Below are 16,613 nucleotides of genomic sequence, written 5' to 3' on the forward strand. Positions count from 1 at the left end.
ATCAAATCCCCTCTACATAGATTTCAACTGGGTACTTGCTCTCAAGTGCTTTGATCAGCCCTTGATCCAACAAATTTCCCTTGAGCTTGAGCACGGTATTTTCATCCGCTATTGTTTTGTCTTGTAGCAACTTTTGTTCCAAAACGTTATAGATAACAACATTTCCACTCTCCAAAGTAACAAAACCTTGTTTTTGTTTGGAAGTAAAGAGTTTTGTGAGGAATTCTGACCCCTCCGTCGCACTCAATCCCGCTAATTTAGAGCCATCAGCATGGGTGATGAAATCGCTTGTTGTCCCTGTAAATGTTTTATAAGTGTTTTGAGCTAACTCTTGCAGTTTGGTTTTTTTAGCTTCAGCGGTATAGAGTGCACTAACGTCTGTTTTTGCTTCATCAAATGTTTTAATGCGTGACGGATTCATTTTTTCCAGTTTCACAACGATGTATTCATTGCCGTTTTTGCGTGGTTTCAAAAATGGTTTTTGATCGTTTAGATCCATTATCTCTTTTGTTAACTCAGGACTAAAAGGTGATAATGAAGCGTTAATGGCTACTTTCTGAGCTGTGATCCCGGGTTGAAGAGCACCTTTTTTATAATCGATATACAGACGAAGTGCTTCTTTCTCGGTTGCTTTATTATTTAATGCAGATAAAATGGTGCTTCTTGCATCGGCAAGCGAGAGAATCTTTCCACTGCTGTCTTTGAGAAGCTGGCGGTTCATTTCATAATAATCACTGATCTCTTTTTCAGAAGGGGATAGTGAATGTCGGATTTGGGTTACGAAGGCAATATCGTAGCTAGGCTCGGTTTTAAACTCTTTTTGGTGTTTTTCCCAGAATACTTTGAGCTCGCCATCACTTGCAGTGAGAGAAATCATAGCGGGGGTAAGCAATTTATAATTGATTTTATCTGAAACACTTAACGCGCTGTCAAGAGATTTTTGTTCGATCGGCTTGTTGCCCGATGCGAGAAGGTAGAGTGTTTTTTGGATCAATAGCTCTTTTCTTGTTGACGCTTCATATTCTTTAATGGTTAAGTGGTTTTGTTTTAGAGTCTCTTCGTAAGCTGTTTTGCTAAACGTGCCGTCTTTCGCAAAAAGCGGTTGAGATTTGATAATGTTCCAAAGCTCTGTGTCGGTGACAATGAGACCGTAGCTTTCAGCCAGGTTTAGTACAAGGGCTTGATTAACAAGTTGGTGAAGCGCTTGTTTCTGAAGTCCAAACTGCTTTGCCTGTTTTTCATCAAACTTTCCTTGGAAAAGTTGATTGTATTGGTTAAAAAGATTGGAATAGCTTTTTTGCAATTCTGCGGAAGTGATAGATATGTTTCCTACTTTTGCGACAGCACCGGATTTATTTCCGTAACTGTATTCTCCCCATCCGACGAATCCGGCTCCGATAAAGGCAATCGTAGAGATCCAGATCGTAATGACCAAGTATTTTCGATGGCGTTGCATCCAAGTAATCATATTAAACGATCCTATTGTAAAATTCAGATATTCTATTCAGTTTACCATTAAACCTGGATGAAAATAGAGAACAACTAACACATGTTATCACATAATAACTCAAACTTAAAGGTTTCGGATGAATAATTTAGAGATGTCAAAGCGGGATTTGGACGTTTTGTGGCATCCGTGTACCCAAATGAAAGATCATGAAACGATTCCTCTCGTACCTATTGCAAAAGGGGAAGGAATTTATCTTCACGATTTTGACGGTAACCGATATATCGATGCTATAAGCAGCTGGTGGGTAAATCTTTTCGGTCATTGCAATCCTTATATTAACGGGAAAATTATCGAGCAGCTCTCACGACTCGAACATGTTATTTTGGCCGGATTTACCCATGAAAGTGTAATACGGCTTTCTGAACGTCTTGTGGCATTATCTCCTGATGGACTAACACGTTGTTTTTATGCGGACAACGGTTCGAGTGCGATTGAAGTGGCGTTGAAAATGAGCTACCATGCTCATAAAAATCGAGGAACAGAGCGTAGCTTGTTTGTGTCTCTCACTGATAGCTATCATGGAGAGACCCTCGGTGCGTTGTCGGTCGGGGATGTTGCGTTGTATAAAGAGACATATGAACCGCTGTTGATTCGAGCGGTTCAAACCCCATCTCCGTCAAATCAGACTCCCGAAGCTGCCCTCGAAGCGGCGGATGCATTTCGAATATTGTTGCAAGAGCGAGGAGAAGAAATCGCGGCATTGATCGTTGAACCGTTGGTTCAGGGAGCCGGTGGGATGAAAATGTATCATCCTCTATTTCTTTCAGAAGCCAAAAAAATCTGTCAGGAATTTGGGGTACATTTTATCGCCGATGAAATATTGGTCGGATTTGGTCGGACCGGAAGTATGTTTGCGTGTGAACAAGCCTCCATTACTCCTGATTTTTTGATTCTCTCCAAAGGGCTTACGGGAGGATATCTTCCGCTGTCGGTCGTTATAACAACTGAGGATATTTACGGAGCGTTTTATTGTGATTATGATCCTGCACGCTCATTTTTGCACTCACACAGTTATACCGGAAATGCGCTTGCCTGTTCCGCTGCCAACGCGACATTAGACCTTTTTGAAACCAATGATGTGATAACAAAAAATCAAGAAACAATTACGTTTATGGGTGAGCAGTTGAAGCGGTTTGAAATGTTTGGGTGTGTTAAAGAGAGTCGTCAATGTGGGATGATAGGCGCGGTTGAATTACAGGGATTTGACTCTCGTGAGCGAATCGGGCTGAAAATACATCGGCATTGCTTAGAAAAAGGGGTATTGGTGCGGCCTTTGGGGAGTGTAATTTATGTTATGCCCCCCTATGTGATCTCTCTTGAAGAGTTAAAATATGTTTTTGATGCGATAGAAAGTGCATTGAGAACGATTTGTGCTAACGAAAACTAAGGAGTCGTCCATGTTTACGTTACGTCAGTTGGAAATCTTTGTCGCAATGGTTCAATCGTCTCGGGTGATTGATGTCGCTGAACAATTAGCTATGAGCCCATCGGCCGTTTCCATGGCGGTGCGTGAGCTTGAAAAAGAGTTGGGGGATGTGTTGTTTGAACGTATCGGGAAACGATTGATTCTCAATGAACGGGGACGCTATTTTTTTGATCATTCTGCAAGCATATTAGAACATTCTCAACAGCTGTATGATCATTTTCGAGACGATTTAAGTGCCGGGCATTTGTATATTGCCGCGAGTGTCACAATCAGTAACTATCTTCTCCCTAAATGGATCGGAAATTTTCGATCTGACCATACACAGGTCAAAGTCTCACTGAAAACTACTAACAGCACCGATGTGATCAATATGGTACGGGAAGGAATCTGTGATTTAGGATTTATCGAAGGGCGCTTTAGCGAGGGAGACCTCGCGTCAGAGTCGTTGATGACTGATGAACTTGTGGTGGTCGGAAGCGATCCGAGACTGAACGATCGGGAGTACTACATTGATGAATTGGCACAGAAACGGTGGATTTTACGCGAACGCGGTTCCGGTACCCGAGAGATATTCCTTTCTCAGATTGCACCGATTGACAAAGAACTGAATATCGATATGGAATTTGAACATAATGAAGCAATCAAGGGATATTTGCTTAATGATACAGAAGCTCTCTCCTGTTTGCCGCGAATCAGTATCATAGAAGAACTGAAAGAGGGGAAAATGTTTGAAGCTCGTATTAAAGGGCACCGATTTGAGAGAGAATTTCGTCTTGTATGGCGTCAAGAGAAGACTATGAGCCGTACGATCAGCGATTTTAAACGTTATGTTAGTGAGCATAAGCTATCATAATGGCCAATAAAACCAAAGGTAGCTCAGTGCAGGAAACGCCTCATATCCCCGTCCTTTACCGCGAAGTGGTTGATGCGTTTGCCCCCTGTGAAAAAGGTATTATCATAGATTGTACGATGGGATACGGTGGGCATTCCTCGTTGTTACTCGATAACAAACCCTCGCTTTCTTTGATCGGCATCGATCAAGACCCTACGGCTATCGCATTTTCATCGCAGCGGCTTGCTCCGTACGGGGCGCGTGTCGAGATACGTCAAGGACGTTTTTCAGAGGTTGCCGCAGAAGCTATGACAGAGAAAGGTGATAATATTTGCGGTATCTTGGCAGATATCGGCGTCTCTTCGCTTCAGCTCGATCAACGTGAACGGGGGTTCTCATACGAGAGCGATACCCTCGATATGCGGATGAACCCTAATGCGCAGCTCAGTGCCTCCGAGGTAGTAAATGAATACTCGCAGGGGGCATTAGAAACAATTTTGCGAGAATACGGTGAAGTAACTAATGCCCGAAAAGTGGCAGAAACGATCGTACAGCGTCGACCGTTCGCTTCGGCTAAAGAACTTTCCCAAGCGATTTTTCATCTCATGCCCAAAGGGAAAAAAATCCATCCTTCAACTCTCGTTATGCAGGCGATTCGGATCGAAGTCAACGATGAACTTGGGGAATTGACCCGACTCTTAGACGCGATTGAAGCATCCGTGATTAAAAAGTTACGTGTTGCAATTATCACCTTTCATTCGTTGGAAGATCGGATTGTTAAAAATCGGTTCAACAAATGGTCTAAGAACTGTATTTGTCCCGATGATGCGATGCGGTGTACCTGTGGGAACAACCATTCTATCGGAAAAGTGATTACGAAAAAACCGCTAACGGCGCAAGAGGATGAACTTCGCGCCAACTCACGAAGCCGCAGTGCAAAACTAAGAATATTTGAAATACGAAGAGATTGAGTATCCATGAGTGAAAAACACGATATTTTAGATGAAACCCAGCATATTATCTCGCCCGATGATTCGATGGATTTCCGATTCTTGGTAAGAGTTGGTTTAGGCATTGCGTTTGTGTTGATGCTTGTATTTCCAAAAATTTTTATTAACACTCAAATCTATTTTAAAAGTCGTGAAATCTCTACTCTAACTCATGAACACGATGCGTTGTTGGAAGAAAACCGTCTGATCAAATCCAAAGTAGAATCCATGAAATACAAAAGCCAGATTTCAGATACACTTTTTTAAATTTTTGTATGTTATTCCCAGTTTAATCGGGAATCCAGTTTAATAATCCAGTAAATTTATCTCATTCTTTTATTTTTTCTCCTCACTTCTTTTTTTTACGCACCTAAGAATTCAGATGGTATAATCGCCCTCTTAAATTGATACTTTGGAGATACGATGTATAATTTGTTTGAAGACGAAGACGATATTTTCCAAGGTTCACCGAAAAGTAAGTTTTTGGATATCGTTTTTAACGCAAATCGAGATTTGGTTCATAATGAACTGGAGCGATTGATGACACGTATGGCGGCGATGGAACTTATGTTGCAAGAAGCACATGGTGAAGATAAAATCGACCGTGTACTTCAGACGATGCAGTTTGAACGTGCCGATGAAATTGATATGATGGCCAAAAATCTTTATATCATTTCAGTTGGAAACGTGTTAACGCAAAACGAGTAAGATCGTAGTGAAACGATTTTTCGTCTTTTTGTTACTCGGCAGTGTGTTGTGTTTACACGCCGCTGCGTGGAGAGAACAAAAAAGTTTTATCCTCAAAAAAGATCAGGTTGTTAAAATTTTGGTCAAAAGTGAGGGATTAGAACGTATCTTGAGCTTTCGCTGGACCCTTTACACGGATAAGGTGCTGGTTGTTCATGAGAGTTTTGATCGGTTTGTCGGACAGCATATGCTCTCTGCCACGTACGGTAATCAAAGTTTTCAAAAGCGACTTCTGCCTCCTAAGCGAAGCGAACTGGATATTCCCTATACCGTCGTCGTTTTTAAAAAATTTGACGAAGGAAACAATACGGCGCAAATGGATCTTCTTTTGATCGATAAAGAGAAGCGGATCGTGTTGGATTATTTAACGGAGAAGTGATTACAGGTAATGTTGGAAAAAGTAGAAACACTTATCGCAAAACTCATCAGTGAAGTCGATTACCCGAAAGCGAGTGCACTTTTTGCCGAACTCTCCGGAGGGAAACGGCTTCGTGCACGGCTTATTTTGACGATTGCCCCTGCGGCGCCTGCCGCACCTTTGCTCGGTGCAATCGTTGAGTTGATTCATGCTGCGAGTCTACTGCATGACGATGTTATTGATGATGCGATGCTGCGTCGCGGAGTACCGTCGGTGAATGCAACACAGGGGAGCAAAACAGCAATTATGCTCGGTGATATTCTCTATTCCAAAGCGTTTAGTGAGTTGACTTCCTTTGATCCTTCTATCGCTCGTGCGGTTGCGGAATCGGTTACACGGCTTTCAGTGGGTGAGATGATGGATGTCGAAATGGCGGAGACATTTAATAGTGATCGTGATCTCTATCTCAAAATGCTATATCTAAAAACGGCAACACTTATCGAAGCATGCGCTTACAGTGCCGCGATATTGGCAGGAAAAGATGAACAAGCCCATGCGACCTATGGTAAAAATTTAGGCTTGGCATTTCAAATTGTCGATGATATTCTCGATATTACGGCAGATGAAGTGACGCTTGGTAAACCTTCTTTGAATGATTTTTCAGAAGGAAAAGTGACATTGCCGTACATTGATCTTTATGATGAGTTAAATGATGATGAAAAAATTCGTCTTGTAAGCAGTCATTCCAAAGTTCTAAATGAGAACGAAAAAATGTGGATTCGTTCCAAAATGGATGACTTCAAAATTATTGAACGCTCATACGCCCATGCGAGAATGTTATGCGATGAAGCGATCAGCGCTATTGGAGAGGATGTGGCTTTACGTGCTATCATCGAAACCGTCATCCAAAGAAGTCATTAAATGCACTATTTGATTATCAGTTTTTCTCACAAAAACTCTACCATCGCTATTCGTGAGAAGCTTGCCTTTGTGGATGAGATGCAACAGCTTCAATCGATGGATAGACTCAACACTACTGCGGCTATCAGCGAGTCTATGATTCTATCTACCTGTAATCGCGTCGAGATTTTTTGCAGTTGTAATGATACCGATGCGGCCAGTGAATCTGTATTTGAGCTTTTAAGCAGCCGTTCAGGGATGTCTCGTGACGAATTGCATGGGCGTGCCGATATTTTCGACGATGAGGGGTGTATTCATCACCTTTTCAGTGTCGCGAGTTCACTTGATTCGATGGTAGTAGGTGAGACCCAAATCGCAGGACAGCTCAAAGATGCCTTTAAACTTTCCCAAGAAAACGGTTTTTCGGCGCAAAAACTTTCGCGTGCAATGAGTTACGGATTTAAGTGTGCCGCCGAAGTACGCAATGCGACCAATATCTCTTCCAAGCCGGTTTCAGTGGCAAGTGTCGCCGTAGCAAAGGTTAAAGAGAGCGTAGGTGAATTGAACGGGAAAAAAGCATTAGTCATAGGTTCAGGTGAAATGTCGGTTATCACCTGCAAACACTTGATCGCGCAAGGAGTGGATGTCACCATTATGAACCGGACGTTCGAGAAAGCCGAAGCTATTGCCAGAGAGTGCAATGCAAGAGCACAATCGTTTGAAGAGATTGCGTATGCAATCAACGAAAATGAGCTTTTATTTACGGCAACCGGATCGATTCACCCTATTATTACCGAAGAGATGATCAAACCCTGTTCGTATGATCGGTATTGGTTTGATATGGCTGTTCCAAGAGATATCGAATGCGATGCGGAAATTTGGGGGATTCATCTCTTTAGCGTTGATGATCTCAAAGAGATTGTTAATGAGAACATTGCTCTGCGTGAGGATGAAGCAAAACTCTCCTATGTGATTATTCGACGTCATGTAGTCGGATTTTTCGAGTGGTTAAAAACCCTGTCGATTGAGCCGCTTATCAAAAATATGTATCTTAAAGCCTATCGTGCCGCAGCTCGTGAGACGGAGCGTGTTATCGAGAACGGATATATCCCCCAAGAACATGCCGAAGCAGTGCAAAAAGCGACGGAACAAGCACTGAAACGATTTTTACACCCGTTCGCACAGCGGATGCGTGACGGTTCGGATGCAATGCGGGTGGATGCCCTGATTGAATCGATGAGCTTTTTGATGGATCAAGATGAAGGCGAAGAGATGAGCCAAACCAGCTGTAAATATTACCCTAAAGGAAAATAATGCGTTTTTCAAGAGCCTATATCCCTACGACAAAAGAGTCACCTAAAGATGCTCAGCTACCCAGTCATATTTATCTCTCACGAGCAGGATTTGTAGCACAGGTGGCAAGCGGTCTGTATAATTTTTTGCCGTTGGGAAAACGGGTACTTCGTAAAATTGAGAATATCATCAATGAAGAGATGGCTGTATGCGGTGCATTAGAAGTTGATTTGAGTTTTGTTACTCCGGCAGAGTTGTGGCAGGAGAGTGGACGAATCGAAAAATTTGGAAAAGAACTTCTCCGTTTCCGTGACCGTAAAGATAATCTTTTTGTCCTCGGACCAACTCACGAAGAGATGATGGTGAGCATTGTCCGTAACCGTGTGACGAGTTACAAACAGCTTCCTTTGAATGTCTATCAAGTGAAAACCAAATTTCGTGACGAAGCACGTCCGAGATTCGGTCTTATGCGTGCACGTGAATTCGTCATGAAAGACGGTTACAGCTTTCACTCTTCCACCGAAGATTTGGATCGCGAATTTGATGCGATGGAAGCAGCATACAAACGTATTCTAGAGCGTCTTGGTCTTGAATTCCGTATCGTTGAAGCGGACAGTGGAGCAATCGGAGGTACAGGGTCAAAAGAGTTGATGGTATTGGCGGACAGCGGTGAAGATACGTTGGCAGTGTGTGATACATGCGAATACGGCGCTAATGTCGAAGCAGCACGCCGTGCACCTCGCACTGTAATTCCTGAAGCTCCGCAAGCTGATTTCGCCCGTTTTAAAACGCCGAATATTAAATCAATCGAGGATTTGAGCAACTTTTTCCATGTCGATCCGTATTACACCCTTAAGGCCGTTGTGATGCGTGCCGTCTATACAGAGGGAAGTGAACCGGTATGTTTCTTTATCCGCGGATGCGATGAGCTTCAAGAGGTAAAAGCACGAAACAGTGTCGGTGCCAATGATTTGGTCGATATCAGCGAAGCAGAGCTTATGGAAATCGGGTTGGTTCCCGGTTTTATAGGGCCGTTGGATCAGAATAAAATCCGTTTTGTGATGGATAACGATACCCGCGATGCTACGACGATGATTTGCGGTGCGAACGAAGCGGACTACCATTTCGTCGGTGTTGATTTGAATGTTATGAAAGACGTGGTATTCGCCGATTTGGTAACGGTACAAGCAGGTGACGGATGTCCTCATTGCGGTGGTAAGATGGAACATACCAAAGGGATTGAAGTAGGGCATATCTTTAAACTCGGTACCGTTTATTCCGCTCCTCTCAAAGCGGAGTATCTGGATGAAAACGGCCGTTCACAACCGTTCATTATGGGAACGTACGGGATGGGTGTGAGCCGCCTTGTCGCTGCTGTAATCGAGCAGCACCATGATGAGAAAGGGTGTATCTGGACACATGCTACGGCTCCGTATCTCGTGAATGTTATGGTTTCGAATATCAAGGAAGAGACACACATGGCGTATGCTGAAGAACTCTATACCACCCTTCAATCCCGCGGTATCGAAGTGATTTTGGATGATCGCAAAGAGCGATTCGGATTCAAGATGTCGGATGCGGAATTGATCGGATTCCCTTTTACTGTGATCGTCGGTAAAGAGCTTGAAAATGGATTAGTTCAAATCATGGTTCGCTCTTCGGGTGAGATGATTACCGTCGATGCAGCAAATGTTCTGGATAAAATTGAGGAATTGCGCAGATGATCTATTTTGTGATCTACCTTTTTTTAGAGGTGATCGTGACGGTGGATATTGCCGGACGTATTGGCGGACTCGCAACGTTTTTAGAAATTGTGGCGAGTGCATTTCTAGGGATTATGATTCTGATGAATTTTCGCCATACGCTGGGTGAAAATCTATATGCGCTTCAAACGCGTCAAATCACAATGGAGAGCTTCACCAAACGGAATATGACGGCCCTTTTAGGGGCTGTTTTGCTTATTCTTCCCGGTTTTTTGGGTGATATGATCGGTGTTTTGATGCAATTTTCCCTGTTAAGTTCGTTTATTGTTAACCGTTTTTCGAGAAAATACCAACCACCAACTCAACCAAAGGATGATAATGTTATTGATGCCGAAATTATCGACGATTTTCCTTCTCTGCGCTAGTCTAATGGCGGCTACCGATGCTGAGGTAGTCTCATTTTTGAAAAAAGGGATCGGAGGTAATCCGAATGTTTCCAATCTTCAGATTGATGTGAACGGTAAACAAAATCTTGCCGCCATGAGCGGATGGCAAGCTTATTTTGTGACGATTGAGGCAGATGTAAAGCAAGGTAGCGATACGCGCCATATTAATCAAAACGGCACCTATTTTGTAAATGGAAATGTTATCGCACCTGAATTGGTCAACCTCAAAACGGGTGAACGGTACAATGACACCATAGCTCCTACGTTTAACGGCGCATTTTATACGAAAGTAAATCGTATCAGCGGTGATGCCAATGCTCCCCATAAAGTAGCGATCTTTTCTGATCCGCTTTGTCCGTTTTGCCGTAAGTATGTACCGGATGCTTTAGCATACATGGCAAAATATCCTAAAACATTTGCTGTCTATTATTACCATTTCCCTTTAGCCTCATTGCACCCTGCATCCGTAACATTGACCAAAGCGGCTATTGTTGTGGATCAAAGCGGAACGGATAATGCGGTTTTAAGCCTCTATAAAGTGGATATAAGTCCTAATGAAAAAGACGATCAAAAAATTTTGGATGCCTTTAACAAAACATTCGCAACCAAAGTGTCCGTTGCGGATATCAAACGTCCTTCGGTAATCAAGCAGTTTGAATTTGACCAGAAGGTAGCTCAATCAGTGATGGTGGCCGGAACACCGACGGTTTTCTTTGACGGTCAAAAAGATGCTTCGAAAAACAAATACAAAGAGATTAAGGTTAAGTAATACATGAAAAAACTCACCATTGCAACGCGCGGAAGTAAACTGGCTCTTTGGCAGTCCCACCATATCAAATCGGTTATCGAATCACACTTTAGTGATGTCGAAGTAGAACTTAAAATTATTATCACATCAGGGGATAAGATTTTGGATGCGCCGTTGGCAAAAATCGGTGGTAAAGGGCTGTTTCTCAAAGAGATTGAGGAGTCTATGTTACGAGGCGAAGCGCAGATGGCCGTACATTCATTGAAAGATGTTCCGACAGTAATGCCTGAGGGGCTACTCCTCTCGGCAATCACGACACGTGAAGATGTTCGTGACGCAATGTTGAGTGAGAAATATCCTAATATTGTATCCCTTCCGCAAGGTGCTGTTGTCGGTACCTCTTCATTACGCCGTCGTATGCAGTTGATGAAACAGCGCCCCGATTTGGTGATTAAAGATTTACGCGGCAATGTCGATACCCGTATCCGTAAACTCAAAGAGGGTGAATTCGATGCGATTATCCTCGCGGCAGCCGGAATCAACCGTCTCGGTTTTTCGACGCTTGTGGAGCATTTTTATCCGATTTCTCTTGAAGAGATGATTCCGTCTATGGGGCAGGGCGCTTTAGGCATCGAGACGGTCAATGAACCGTGGGTTTTAGAGATCGCTTCATTCTTAGAAGATCATGACAGCCGTATTGAAACAAGTATTGAGAGAGGTTTTGTTGATACCTTGCAAGGCGGTTGCCAAGTTCCTATCGGTGTCAGTGCACGAGTACAGAGTGATGGAAGTGTCGTGGTTCGTTCACTTCTCGGACTCCCGGATGCTTCTGAAGTGATGGGCGAGATGGTAACGTTGTCTCAGGGTGAAACGATTCGAGCAGGTGAAGCGATGGCTGAGCGTTTGATCGAACAGGGAGCGATGGAACTGCTTCACCGTGCCGAAGTTATGGCAAACGAGGTTTAATCCGTGACATTACAAAAAACGATTGATCTGCTAAAATCCAAAGATGAATTACGCATTATCGATACCCCTCTTGATATTTATCTTGAAATTCCCCATTTGGCGTATGCTGAAGTAAAAAAGGTTGATGGCGGTAAAGCTCTTCTCTTTACCCATCCGGTCGATAAAGCAAGCGGAAAAAAATTTGACATTCCTGTCGTGATGAATCTGTTCGGTTCCTATCGACGTACCGAATTGCTTTTCGGTCGTGAAGTGGAGGGGGTCGCAAGCGAGATCGAAAAACTGCTCCACATGAAGCCGCCGCAAGGATTCAAAGAAAAAATCGGGATGTTGGGTGACTTGTTTGCCATGAAAGACATCTTTCCTAAAAAACTCAAAACACGCGGAAGCGCTCAAGAAGTTGTAAAACAGGGGACGGAAGTTAATCTATATGATTTACCAATCCTTACCACTTGGGAAGAGGACGGCGGTCCGTTTATTACGATGGGACAAGTTTATACACAGAGTTTGGACGGTGGATTGGTCAATCTGGGAATGTATCGACTCCAAGTGTATGATAAAAATCATTTGGGAATGCACTGGCAGATTCACAAAGACTCATCCCACTTTTTCGATCAGTATCAACGTGCCGGTAAAAAAATGCCGGTATCGATTGCGATCGGAGGAGATCCGCTTTACACTTGGTGTGCGACAGCTCCGTTGCCTTATGGGGTCAATGAACTGCTTTTATACGGTCTTGTCAAAAAAGAGTCTCCTAAACTTGTTGAGTCACTTACGACACCACTGTATATTCCTGAAGACGTTGATTTTGTCATCGAGGGGTGGGTTGATACGGAAAAACTTCAACTCGAAGGGCCGTTTGGGGATCATACAGGATATTACACTTTGGCAGAACACTATCCGGTTATGGAAGTCAGTGCGATAACACACCGTAAAAATCCTTATTATCTTGCTACGGTTGTTGGGAAACCGCCGTTGGAAGATAAGTACATGGGATGGGCGACCGAACGGGTATTCTTGCCGTTACTCAAAACCAATGCGGCTGATCTGATCGATTACCATATGCCGGAGAATGGGGTATTCCATAATCTGATTTTGGCGAAAATGAAACCGCTTTACAAAGGGCATGCGAAGCAGTTTATGCACATTTTTTGGGGATCGGGACAAATGAGCTTCGTCAAACATGCTCTCTTCTTCGGAGAAGACGCACCGAAACTTACCAACTACGAAGCGTTGATAACATATGCGCTGAACCGTTTTATCCCTAAATATCTCTTTATTTCTGAAGGGATCACCGATGCTCTTGATCATTCAAGTCCTGAGTCATTGGTGGGAGGCAAATTGGGAATTGACTTTACGGCATCACATTCCCCTATCGCTCCCGAATCCATTGATAGCTCGGTATTAATGGAACAGGTTCAAAATCTTATTCCCGAAGTTACGGCAGTTACTCAATACATGCGCCATACCGCTAATCCGATCACAGTAGTGAGTGTCCGCAAAACACGTTCACTACAAGAGTGCTTCGGAGCGATCGAAAAACTCTCTCCCTTTATCCGAATCGTTGTATTTGTAGATGAGGATAAAAATGATATCCATAACCCGTATATGCTGATATGGAGGGTAACGAATAACATGGATGCGGCACGCGATGTCTACCGCGGAGAGTCTATCGTAGCGATTGACGGGACAACGAAAACTGCACTGGATGGATTTGAACGGGAATGGCCGGGAGATGTCGAATGTACCCCTTCTGTAGTTGAACGTCTGAAAGCGCTTTCGCTCTGGGATTTAGATTCGAAATTAGAGAAGAAATATCAGCTTTGACGCTTTATTTTCCCTTTAATAGGGGAGTTAGCTTAAGCAATTTATTAGATTTAGTAATGTAATATAGTCGATTTAGATATTAACCAAATAGGGAAAAATAATTCCGATGCGCAAGTTTTATGCTACAGTAGCGATTACACTTTTAGCCAGTTCTACGTTTCTCAATGCCGCCACGTATAAAGGGCAAAAAATTTACATTGAGTCATGTAAAGAGTGCCATGGTGGCGGTCAAGCATTAGCGGCATCAAAGAAACAGCGTGTATGGGAAACTATCATGGCAAATAAAGGGGAAAAATTGGCCCAAATCCATCTTTCTTCGAAAAAAGCGGAAGCTTCTTGGGCTTACTTTAATGATCGGGGATATTTCAAAGATGCTCGACATCTCGAAGACTTCTTGACCGAATACGCAAAAGACAGTGGTAATGTCCCTGCCTGTAATTGAATTAACCTTCCATCCCTGAGGGGATGATTTTCTTCTAAACCAAACTTCGCTAAAATACGCAACTTTTACACACCTCGGAGATACCATGGAAAAGATGTGGTCCGGACGTTTCGCGCAAGATGCGTCAACCCTTTTAGAAAAATTTAATGCTTCAATCATGTTTGATCAAAAACTTTATCGGGAAGATATTGAAGGCTCTGTCGCACATGCGCAAATGCTTACCCATCAGGGGATTTTAACCCAGGAAGAGCTGAGTTCAATCGAATCGGGGATGGCACAAGTCTTGAGTGAAATCGAGTCCGGTGCTTTCGAATGGAAAATCGGAGATGAAGATCTGCATATGGCGATTGAAAAACGCCTTACCGCCATTATTGGTGAAGCCGGTAAAAAACTTCATACCGCGCGTAGTCGTAATGATCAGGTAGCACTCGATTTTCGCCGTTTTGTACTTCGTAAAAACCATGAAATTGTGGGGCAGATCAAATCGTTGATGGAAGCGATTATTGATATTGCTCGAGAGCATACTACGACGTTGTTGCCGGGAATGACCCATTTACAGCATGCTCAGCCGATTAATTTCGCGTTTCATCTGCTCGCATATGTATCGATGTTTAAACGTGATTGTGAACGTTTTGAGAGCAGTGCGGCGCGTAATAATATTTCCCCGATCGGATGTGCCGCTTTGGCAGGGACTCCGCATAATATCAACCGTGAAATGACCGCAAAAGCACTCGGCTTTGAAAGTGTCAGTGTCAACTGTCTCGATACGGTCAGTGATCGTGACTTTGCGCTGGAAATTTTGTTCAATATTTCGACATTGATGATGCATATTTCTCGCCTTGCCGAAGAGATTATCCTTTGGTCGAGTTATGAATTCCGTTTTGTGGAACTTTCCGACGCTTATTCGACGGGCTCTTCGATTATGCCGCAAAAGAAAAACCCCGATGTCCCGGAACTTCTCCGAGGAAAAACAGGTCGAGTATTTGGAAATCTGATGGGATTATTGACCGTTATGAAAGGGTTGCCTCTCGCATACAACAAAGATACTCAAGAAGATAAAGAAGGAGTGTTTGACAGTGTAGAAACCGCTGAAATCTCTCTTGAGATTTTGCGTGAAGCCCTTAAAACGATGACGATTAAGCCTCAAAATATGGCACGTGCTTGCAAACTCGGTCATCTTAGTGCCACTGATTTGGCCGATTATTTGGTTGAACACTGCGATGTCCCGTTTCGAGAAGCACATCATATTACCGGACGTGCCGTTGCTCGTGCAGAAGCTTTGGGAATCGATTTGAGCGATATTGAATATGCAGAACTGCATGCGATTGATAATCGAATCAAAAAAGATGTTATTGCTTACTTAGCGATTGAGCATTCGATGAATGCCCGTACGTCACAGGGCGGAACTGCCGAAGTTCGTACGCTAGAACAAATTATTTATTTTGACCATTATCTTAAGGATGTGAAATGAAGATCACGGTTAGCCACCAAAGTGAAATGAAATTTGAGGCCAAAACGGAAAAAAGCAGTTTTATTATCGACTGTCCGCAAATCTCCCCAATCGAGTATTTTTTAAGTGGGATTATTACGTGCAGTGCAACCGATGTGGTGTTGCTTCCAAAGCAACAAGGGTATGAAGTAACAAACCTTGAAGTCAGTGGTGAAGTAGTGCGTAATGAGTCTGCACCGCGTAAATTTAATGCCCTGCATCTCGAATACCATTTTGATTCCAATGCGGACGATACATTGGCCGCACGTTGGGTTATGGCGAGCTTGGAGACGTACTGCTCAACGATTAATACGATTCGTGATACCACGGCGATCAGCTATACAATTATTCATAATGGTAATGTCATTCGGGAAAACGAAAAGATGATCAGTGGCGGAGGAAGTGCCGTAGATTTCGGCTCCCTCCAAGGGTGCAATGCGTAATAAACTCCGTTCGCCCTGAGCCCTGTCGAAGGGTGAGTTCATGGTTCGACAAGCTCACCACGAACGGGCTTGTGTTTTAAATCAAAAAAAATCCTTCGGATCAGCATCCGCAAAATGTCCCCAATGGAGTTTTGCCCCTCCGACGATATGAAAATGAAGATGCCCCACCTCTTGACCGCCGTTTTCACCAATATTGCTGATGATACGGTATCCGCTTTCCTTAATTCCCAATGTTTGTGCCACCTCTTGCATAAACGTTGACATTCTTCCCATAACATCCCCAGGAATATCATTAAAACTTTGATAATGTGCTTTGGGGATCGCTAAAACATGGACGGGAGCTTTTGGATTGATGTCATGAAACGCGTAAAATTCATCGTTTTCAGCGACTGTATTTGAGGGGATTTCTTTACTCGCTATTTTACAGAAAAGACACATAATAAACCTCTTTTTTTCTGCTATTGTAGCACATGGTTCGTCCCTTGAAGCTATTTATA

Annotated in this window: 18 protein-coding genes; 16 read left to right on the forward strand and 2 right to left on the reverse strand. The window is 43.3% G+C overall.

Going from position 1 to position 16,613, the window contains the following annotated elements; genetic code table 11:
* Position 1 precedes the first annotated feature (1 nt).
* Positions 2–1,468, reverse strand: a complete 1,467-nt coding sequence (locus tag PHI47_RS00645; protein ID WP_299932451.1) for a peptidylprolyl isomerase — start codon at positions 1,466–1,468, stop codon at positions 2–4.
* 118 nt (positions 1,469–1,586) lie between these two features.
* Between PHI47_RS00645 and PHI47_RS00650 the strand changes: the two genes are divergently transcribed.
* From PHI47_RS00650 to PHI47_RS00725, 16 genes are all read left to right on the forward strand, one after another.
* Positions 1,587–2,897, forward strand: a complete 1,311-nt coding sequence (locus tag PHI47_RS00650) for an adenosylmethionine--8-amino-7-oxononanoate transaminase (RefSeq protein WP_299932459.1) — start codon at positions 1,587–1,589, stop codon at positions 2,895–2,897.
* A 10-nt stretch (positions 2,898–2,907) separates the two neighbouring features.
* Positions 2,908–3,789, forward strand: a complete 882-nt coding sequence (locus PHI47_RS00655; RefSeq protein ID WP_299932462.1) for a LysR substrate-binding domain-containing protein — start codon at positions 2,908–2,910, stop codon at positions 3,787–3,789.
* On the forward strand, positions 3,789–4,739 hold the full coding sequence (gene rsmH, locus PHI47_RS00660; protein WP_299932465.1) for a 16S rRNA (cytosine(1402)-N(4))-methyltransferase RsmH: 951 nt from the start codon (positions 3,789–3,791) through the stop codon (positions 4,737–4,739). The genes PHI47_RS00655 and rsmH overlap by 1 nt, the downstream gene beginning before the upstream one ends.
* A 6-nt stretch (positions 4,740–4,745) precedes the next feature.
* Positions 4,746–5,024, forward strand: coding sequence for a hypothetical protein (locus PHI47_RS00665; protein WP_299932468.1), 279 nt, complete (start codon positions 4,746–4,748; stop codon positions 5,022–5,024).
* Between the two features lie 156 nt (positions 5,025–5,180).
* Positions 5,181–5,465: a DUF2018 family protein gene (locus tag PHI47_RS00670; protein WP_299932471.1), complete on the forward strand. Its 285-nt coding sequence runs from the start codon at positions 5,181–5,183 to the stop codon at positions 5,463–5,465.
* Between the two features lie 7 nt (positions 5,466–5,472).
* Entirely contained in the window at positions 5,473–5,883 is a 411-nt protein-coding gene (locus PHI47_RS00675) for a hypothetical protein (protein ID WP_299932474.1), read from the forward strand.
* Positions 5,884–5,892: 9 nt separating this feature from the next.
* Positions 5,893–6,783: a polyprenyl synthetase family protein gene (locus tag PHI47_RS00680; protein ID WP_299932477.1), complete on the forward strand. Its 891-nt coding sequence runs from the start codon at positions 5,893–5,895 to the stop codon at positions 6,781–6,783.
* The gene (gene hemA, locus PHI47_RS00685) at positions 6,784–8,076 is read left to right on the forward strand and encodes a glutamyl-tRNA reductase (RefSeq protein WP_299932479.1); all 1,293 of its coding nucleotides are present in this window, start codon (positions 6,784–6,786) and stop codon (positions 8,074–8,076) included. It abuts the gene before it with no gap.
* Positions 8,076–9,779: a proline--tRNA ligase gene (locus tag PHI47_RS00690; RefSeq protein ID WP_299932482.1), complete on the forward strand. Its 1,704-nt coding sequence runs from the start codon at positions 8,076–8,078 to the stop codon at positions 9,777–9,779. The genes hemA and PHI47_RS00690 overlap by 1 nt, the downstream gene beginning before the upstream one ends.
* The gene (locus PHI47_RS00695) at positions 9,776–10,183 is read left to right on the forward strand and encodes an FxsA family protein (protein ID WP_299932485.1); all 408 of its coding nucleotides are present in this window, start codon (positions 9,776–9,778) and stop codon (positions 10,181–10,183) included. Before PHI47_RS00690 ends, PHI47_RS00695 begins: the two co-directional genes overlap by 4 nt.
* Entirely contained in the window at positions 10,146–10,973 is an 828-nt protein-coding gene (locus PHI47_RS00700; RefSeq protein WP_299932488.1) for a thioredoxin domain-containing protein, read from the forward strand. The genes PHI47_RS00695 and PHI47_RS00700 overlap by 38 nt, the downstream gene beginning before the upstream one ends.
* 3 nt (positions 10,974–10,976) lie before the next feature.
* Positions 10,977–11,918, forward strand: a complete 942-nt coding sequence (gene hemC / locus PHI47_RS00705; RefSeq protein WP_299932491.1) for a hydroxymethylbilane synthase — start codon at positions 10,977–10,979, stop codon at positions 11,916–11,918.
* Between the two features lie 3 nt (positions 11,919–11,921).
* Positions 11,922–13,742 carry a menaquinone biosynthesis decarboxylase gene (locus tag PHI47_RS00710; RefSeq protein ID WP_299932494.1) on the forward strand — a complete coding sequence of 607 codons (1,821 nt, stop codon included), beginning with the start codon at positions 11,922–11,924 and terminating at the stop codon, positions 13,740–13,742.
* Positions 13,743–13,848: 106 nt separating this feature from the next.
* Positions 13,849–14,184: a cytochrome C gene (locus PHI47_RS00715; protein ID WP_299932497.1), complete on the forward strand. Its 336-nt coding sequence runs from the start codon at positions 13,849–13,851 to the stop codon at positions 14,182–14,184.
* Positions 14,185–14,269: 85 nt separating this feature from the next.
* Positions 14,270–15,655, forward strand: coding sequence for an argininosuccinate lyase (gene argH, locus PHI47_RS00720; RefSeq protein ID WP_299932500.1), 1,386 nt, complete (start codon positions 14,270–14,272; stop codon positions 15,653–15,655).
* A complete protein-coding gene (locus PHI47_RS00725; protein WP_299932503.1) occupies positions 15,652–16,116 on the forward strand; it encodes an OsmC family protein in 465 nt (154 codons plus the stop codon). Before argH ends, PHI47_RS00725 begins: the two co-directional genes overlap by 4 nt.
* An 81-nt stretch (positions 16,117–16,197) precedes the next feature.
* Here PHI47_RS00725 and PHI47_RS00730 read toward each other — a convergent pair whose 3' ends face one another.
* Positions 16,198–16,554, reverse strand: a complete 357-nt coding sequence (locus PHI47_RS00730; protein WP_299932506.1) for a histidine triad nucleotide-binding protein — start codon at positions 16,552–16,554, stop codon at positions 16,198–16,200.
* Positions 16,555–16,613 lie beyond the last annotated feature (59 nt).

The organism is Sulfuricurvum sp. (genome assembly GCF_028713855.1).
Lineage (GTDB): Bacteria > Campylobacterota > Campylobacteria > Campylobacterales > Sulfurimonadaceae > Sulfuricurvum.

Coding starts and splice junctions, on each gene's coding strand:
- PHI47_RS00680 (WP_299932477.1), top strand. CDS start 5,893: ATGTTGGAAAAAGTAGAAACACTTATCGCAAAACTCATCAGTGAAGTC.
- PHI47_RS00645 (WP_299932451.1), bottom strand. CDS start 1,468: ATGATTACTTGGATGCAACGCCATCGAAAATACTTGGTCATTACGATC.
- PHI47_RS00725 (WP_299932503.1), top strand. CDS start 15,652: ATGAAGATCACGGTTAGCCACCAAAGTGAAATGAAATTTGAGGCCAAA.
- PHI47_RS00700 (WP_299932488.1), top strand. CDS start 10,146: ATGCCGAAATTATCGACGATTTTCCTTCTCTGCGCTAGTCTAATGGCG.
- rsmH (WP_299932465.1), top strand. CDS start 3,789: ATGGCCAATAAAACCAAAGGTAGCTCAGTGCAGGAAACGCCTCATATC.
- PHI47_RS00715 (WP_299932497.1), top strand. CDS start 13,849: ATGCGCAAGTTTTATGCTACAGTAGCGATTACACTTTTAGCCAGTTCT.
- argH (WP_299932500.1), top strand. CDS start 14,270: ATGGAAAAGATGTGGTCCGGACGTTTCGCGCAAGATGCGTCAACCCTT.
- PHI47_RS00665 (WP_299932468.1), top strand. CDS start 4,746: ATGAGTGAAAAACACGATATTTTAGATGAAACCCAGCATATTATCTCG.
- PHI47_RS00690 (WP_299932482.1), top strand. CDS start 8,076: ATGCGTTTTTCAAGAGCCTATATCCCTACGACAAAAGAGTCACCTAAA.
- hemC (WP_299932491.1), top strand. CDS start 10,977: ATGAAAAAACTCACCATTGCAACGCGCGGAAGTAAACTGGCTCTTTGG.
- PHI47_RS00730 (WP_299932506.1), bottom strand. CDS start 16,554: ATGTGTCTTTTCTGTAAAATAGCGAGTAAAGAAATCCCCTCAAATACA.
- PHI47_RS00695 (WP_299932485.1), top strand. CDS start 9,776: ATGATCTATTTTGTGATCTACCTTTTTTTAGAGGTGATCGTGACGGTG.
- PHI47_RS00650 (WP_299932459.1), top strand. CDS start 1,587: ATGAATAATTTAGAGATGTCAAAGCGGGATTTGGACGTTTTGTGGCAT.
- PHI47_RS00655 (WP_299932462.1), top strand. CDS start 2,908: ATGTTTACGTTACGTCAGTTGGAAATCTTTGTCGCAATGGTTCAATCG.
- hemA (WP_299932479.1), top strand. CDS start 6,784: ATGCACTATTTGATTATCAGTTTTTCTCACAAAAACTCTACCATCGCT.
- PHI47_RS00670 (WP_299932471.1), top strand. CDS start 5,181: ATGTATAATTTGTTTGAAGACGAAGACGATATTTTCCAAGGTTCACCG.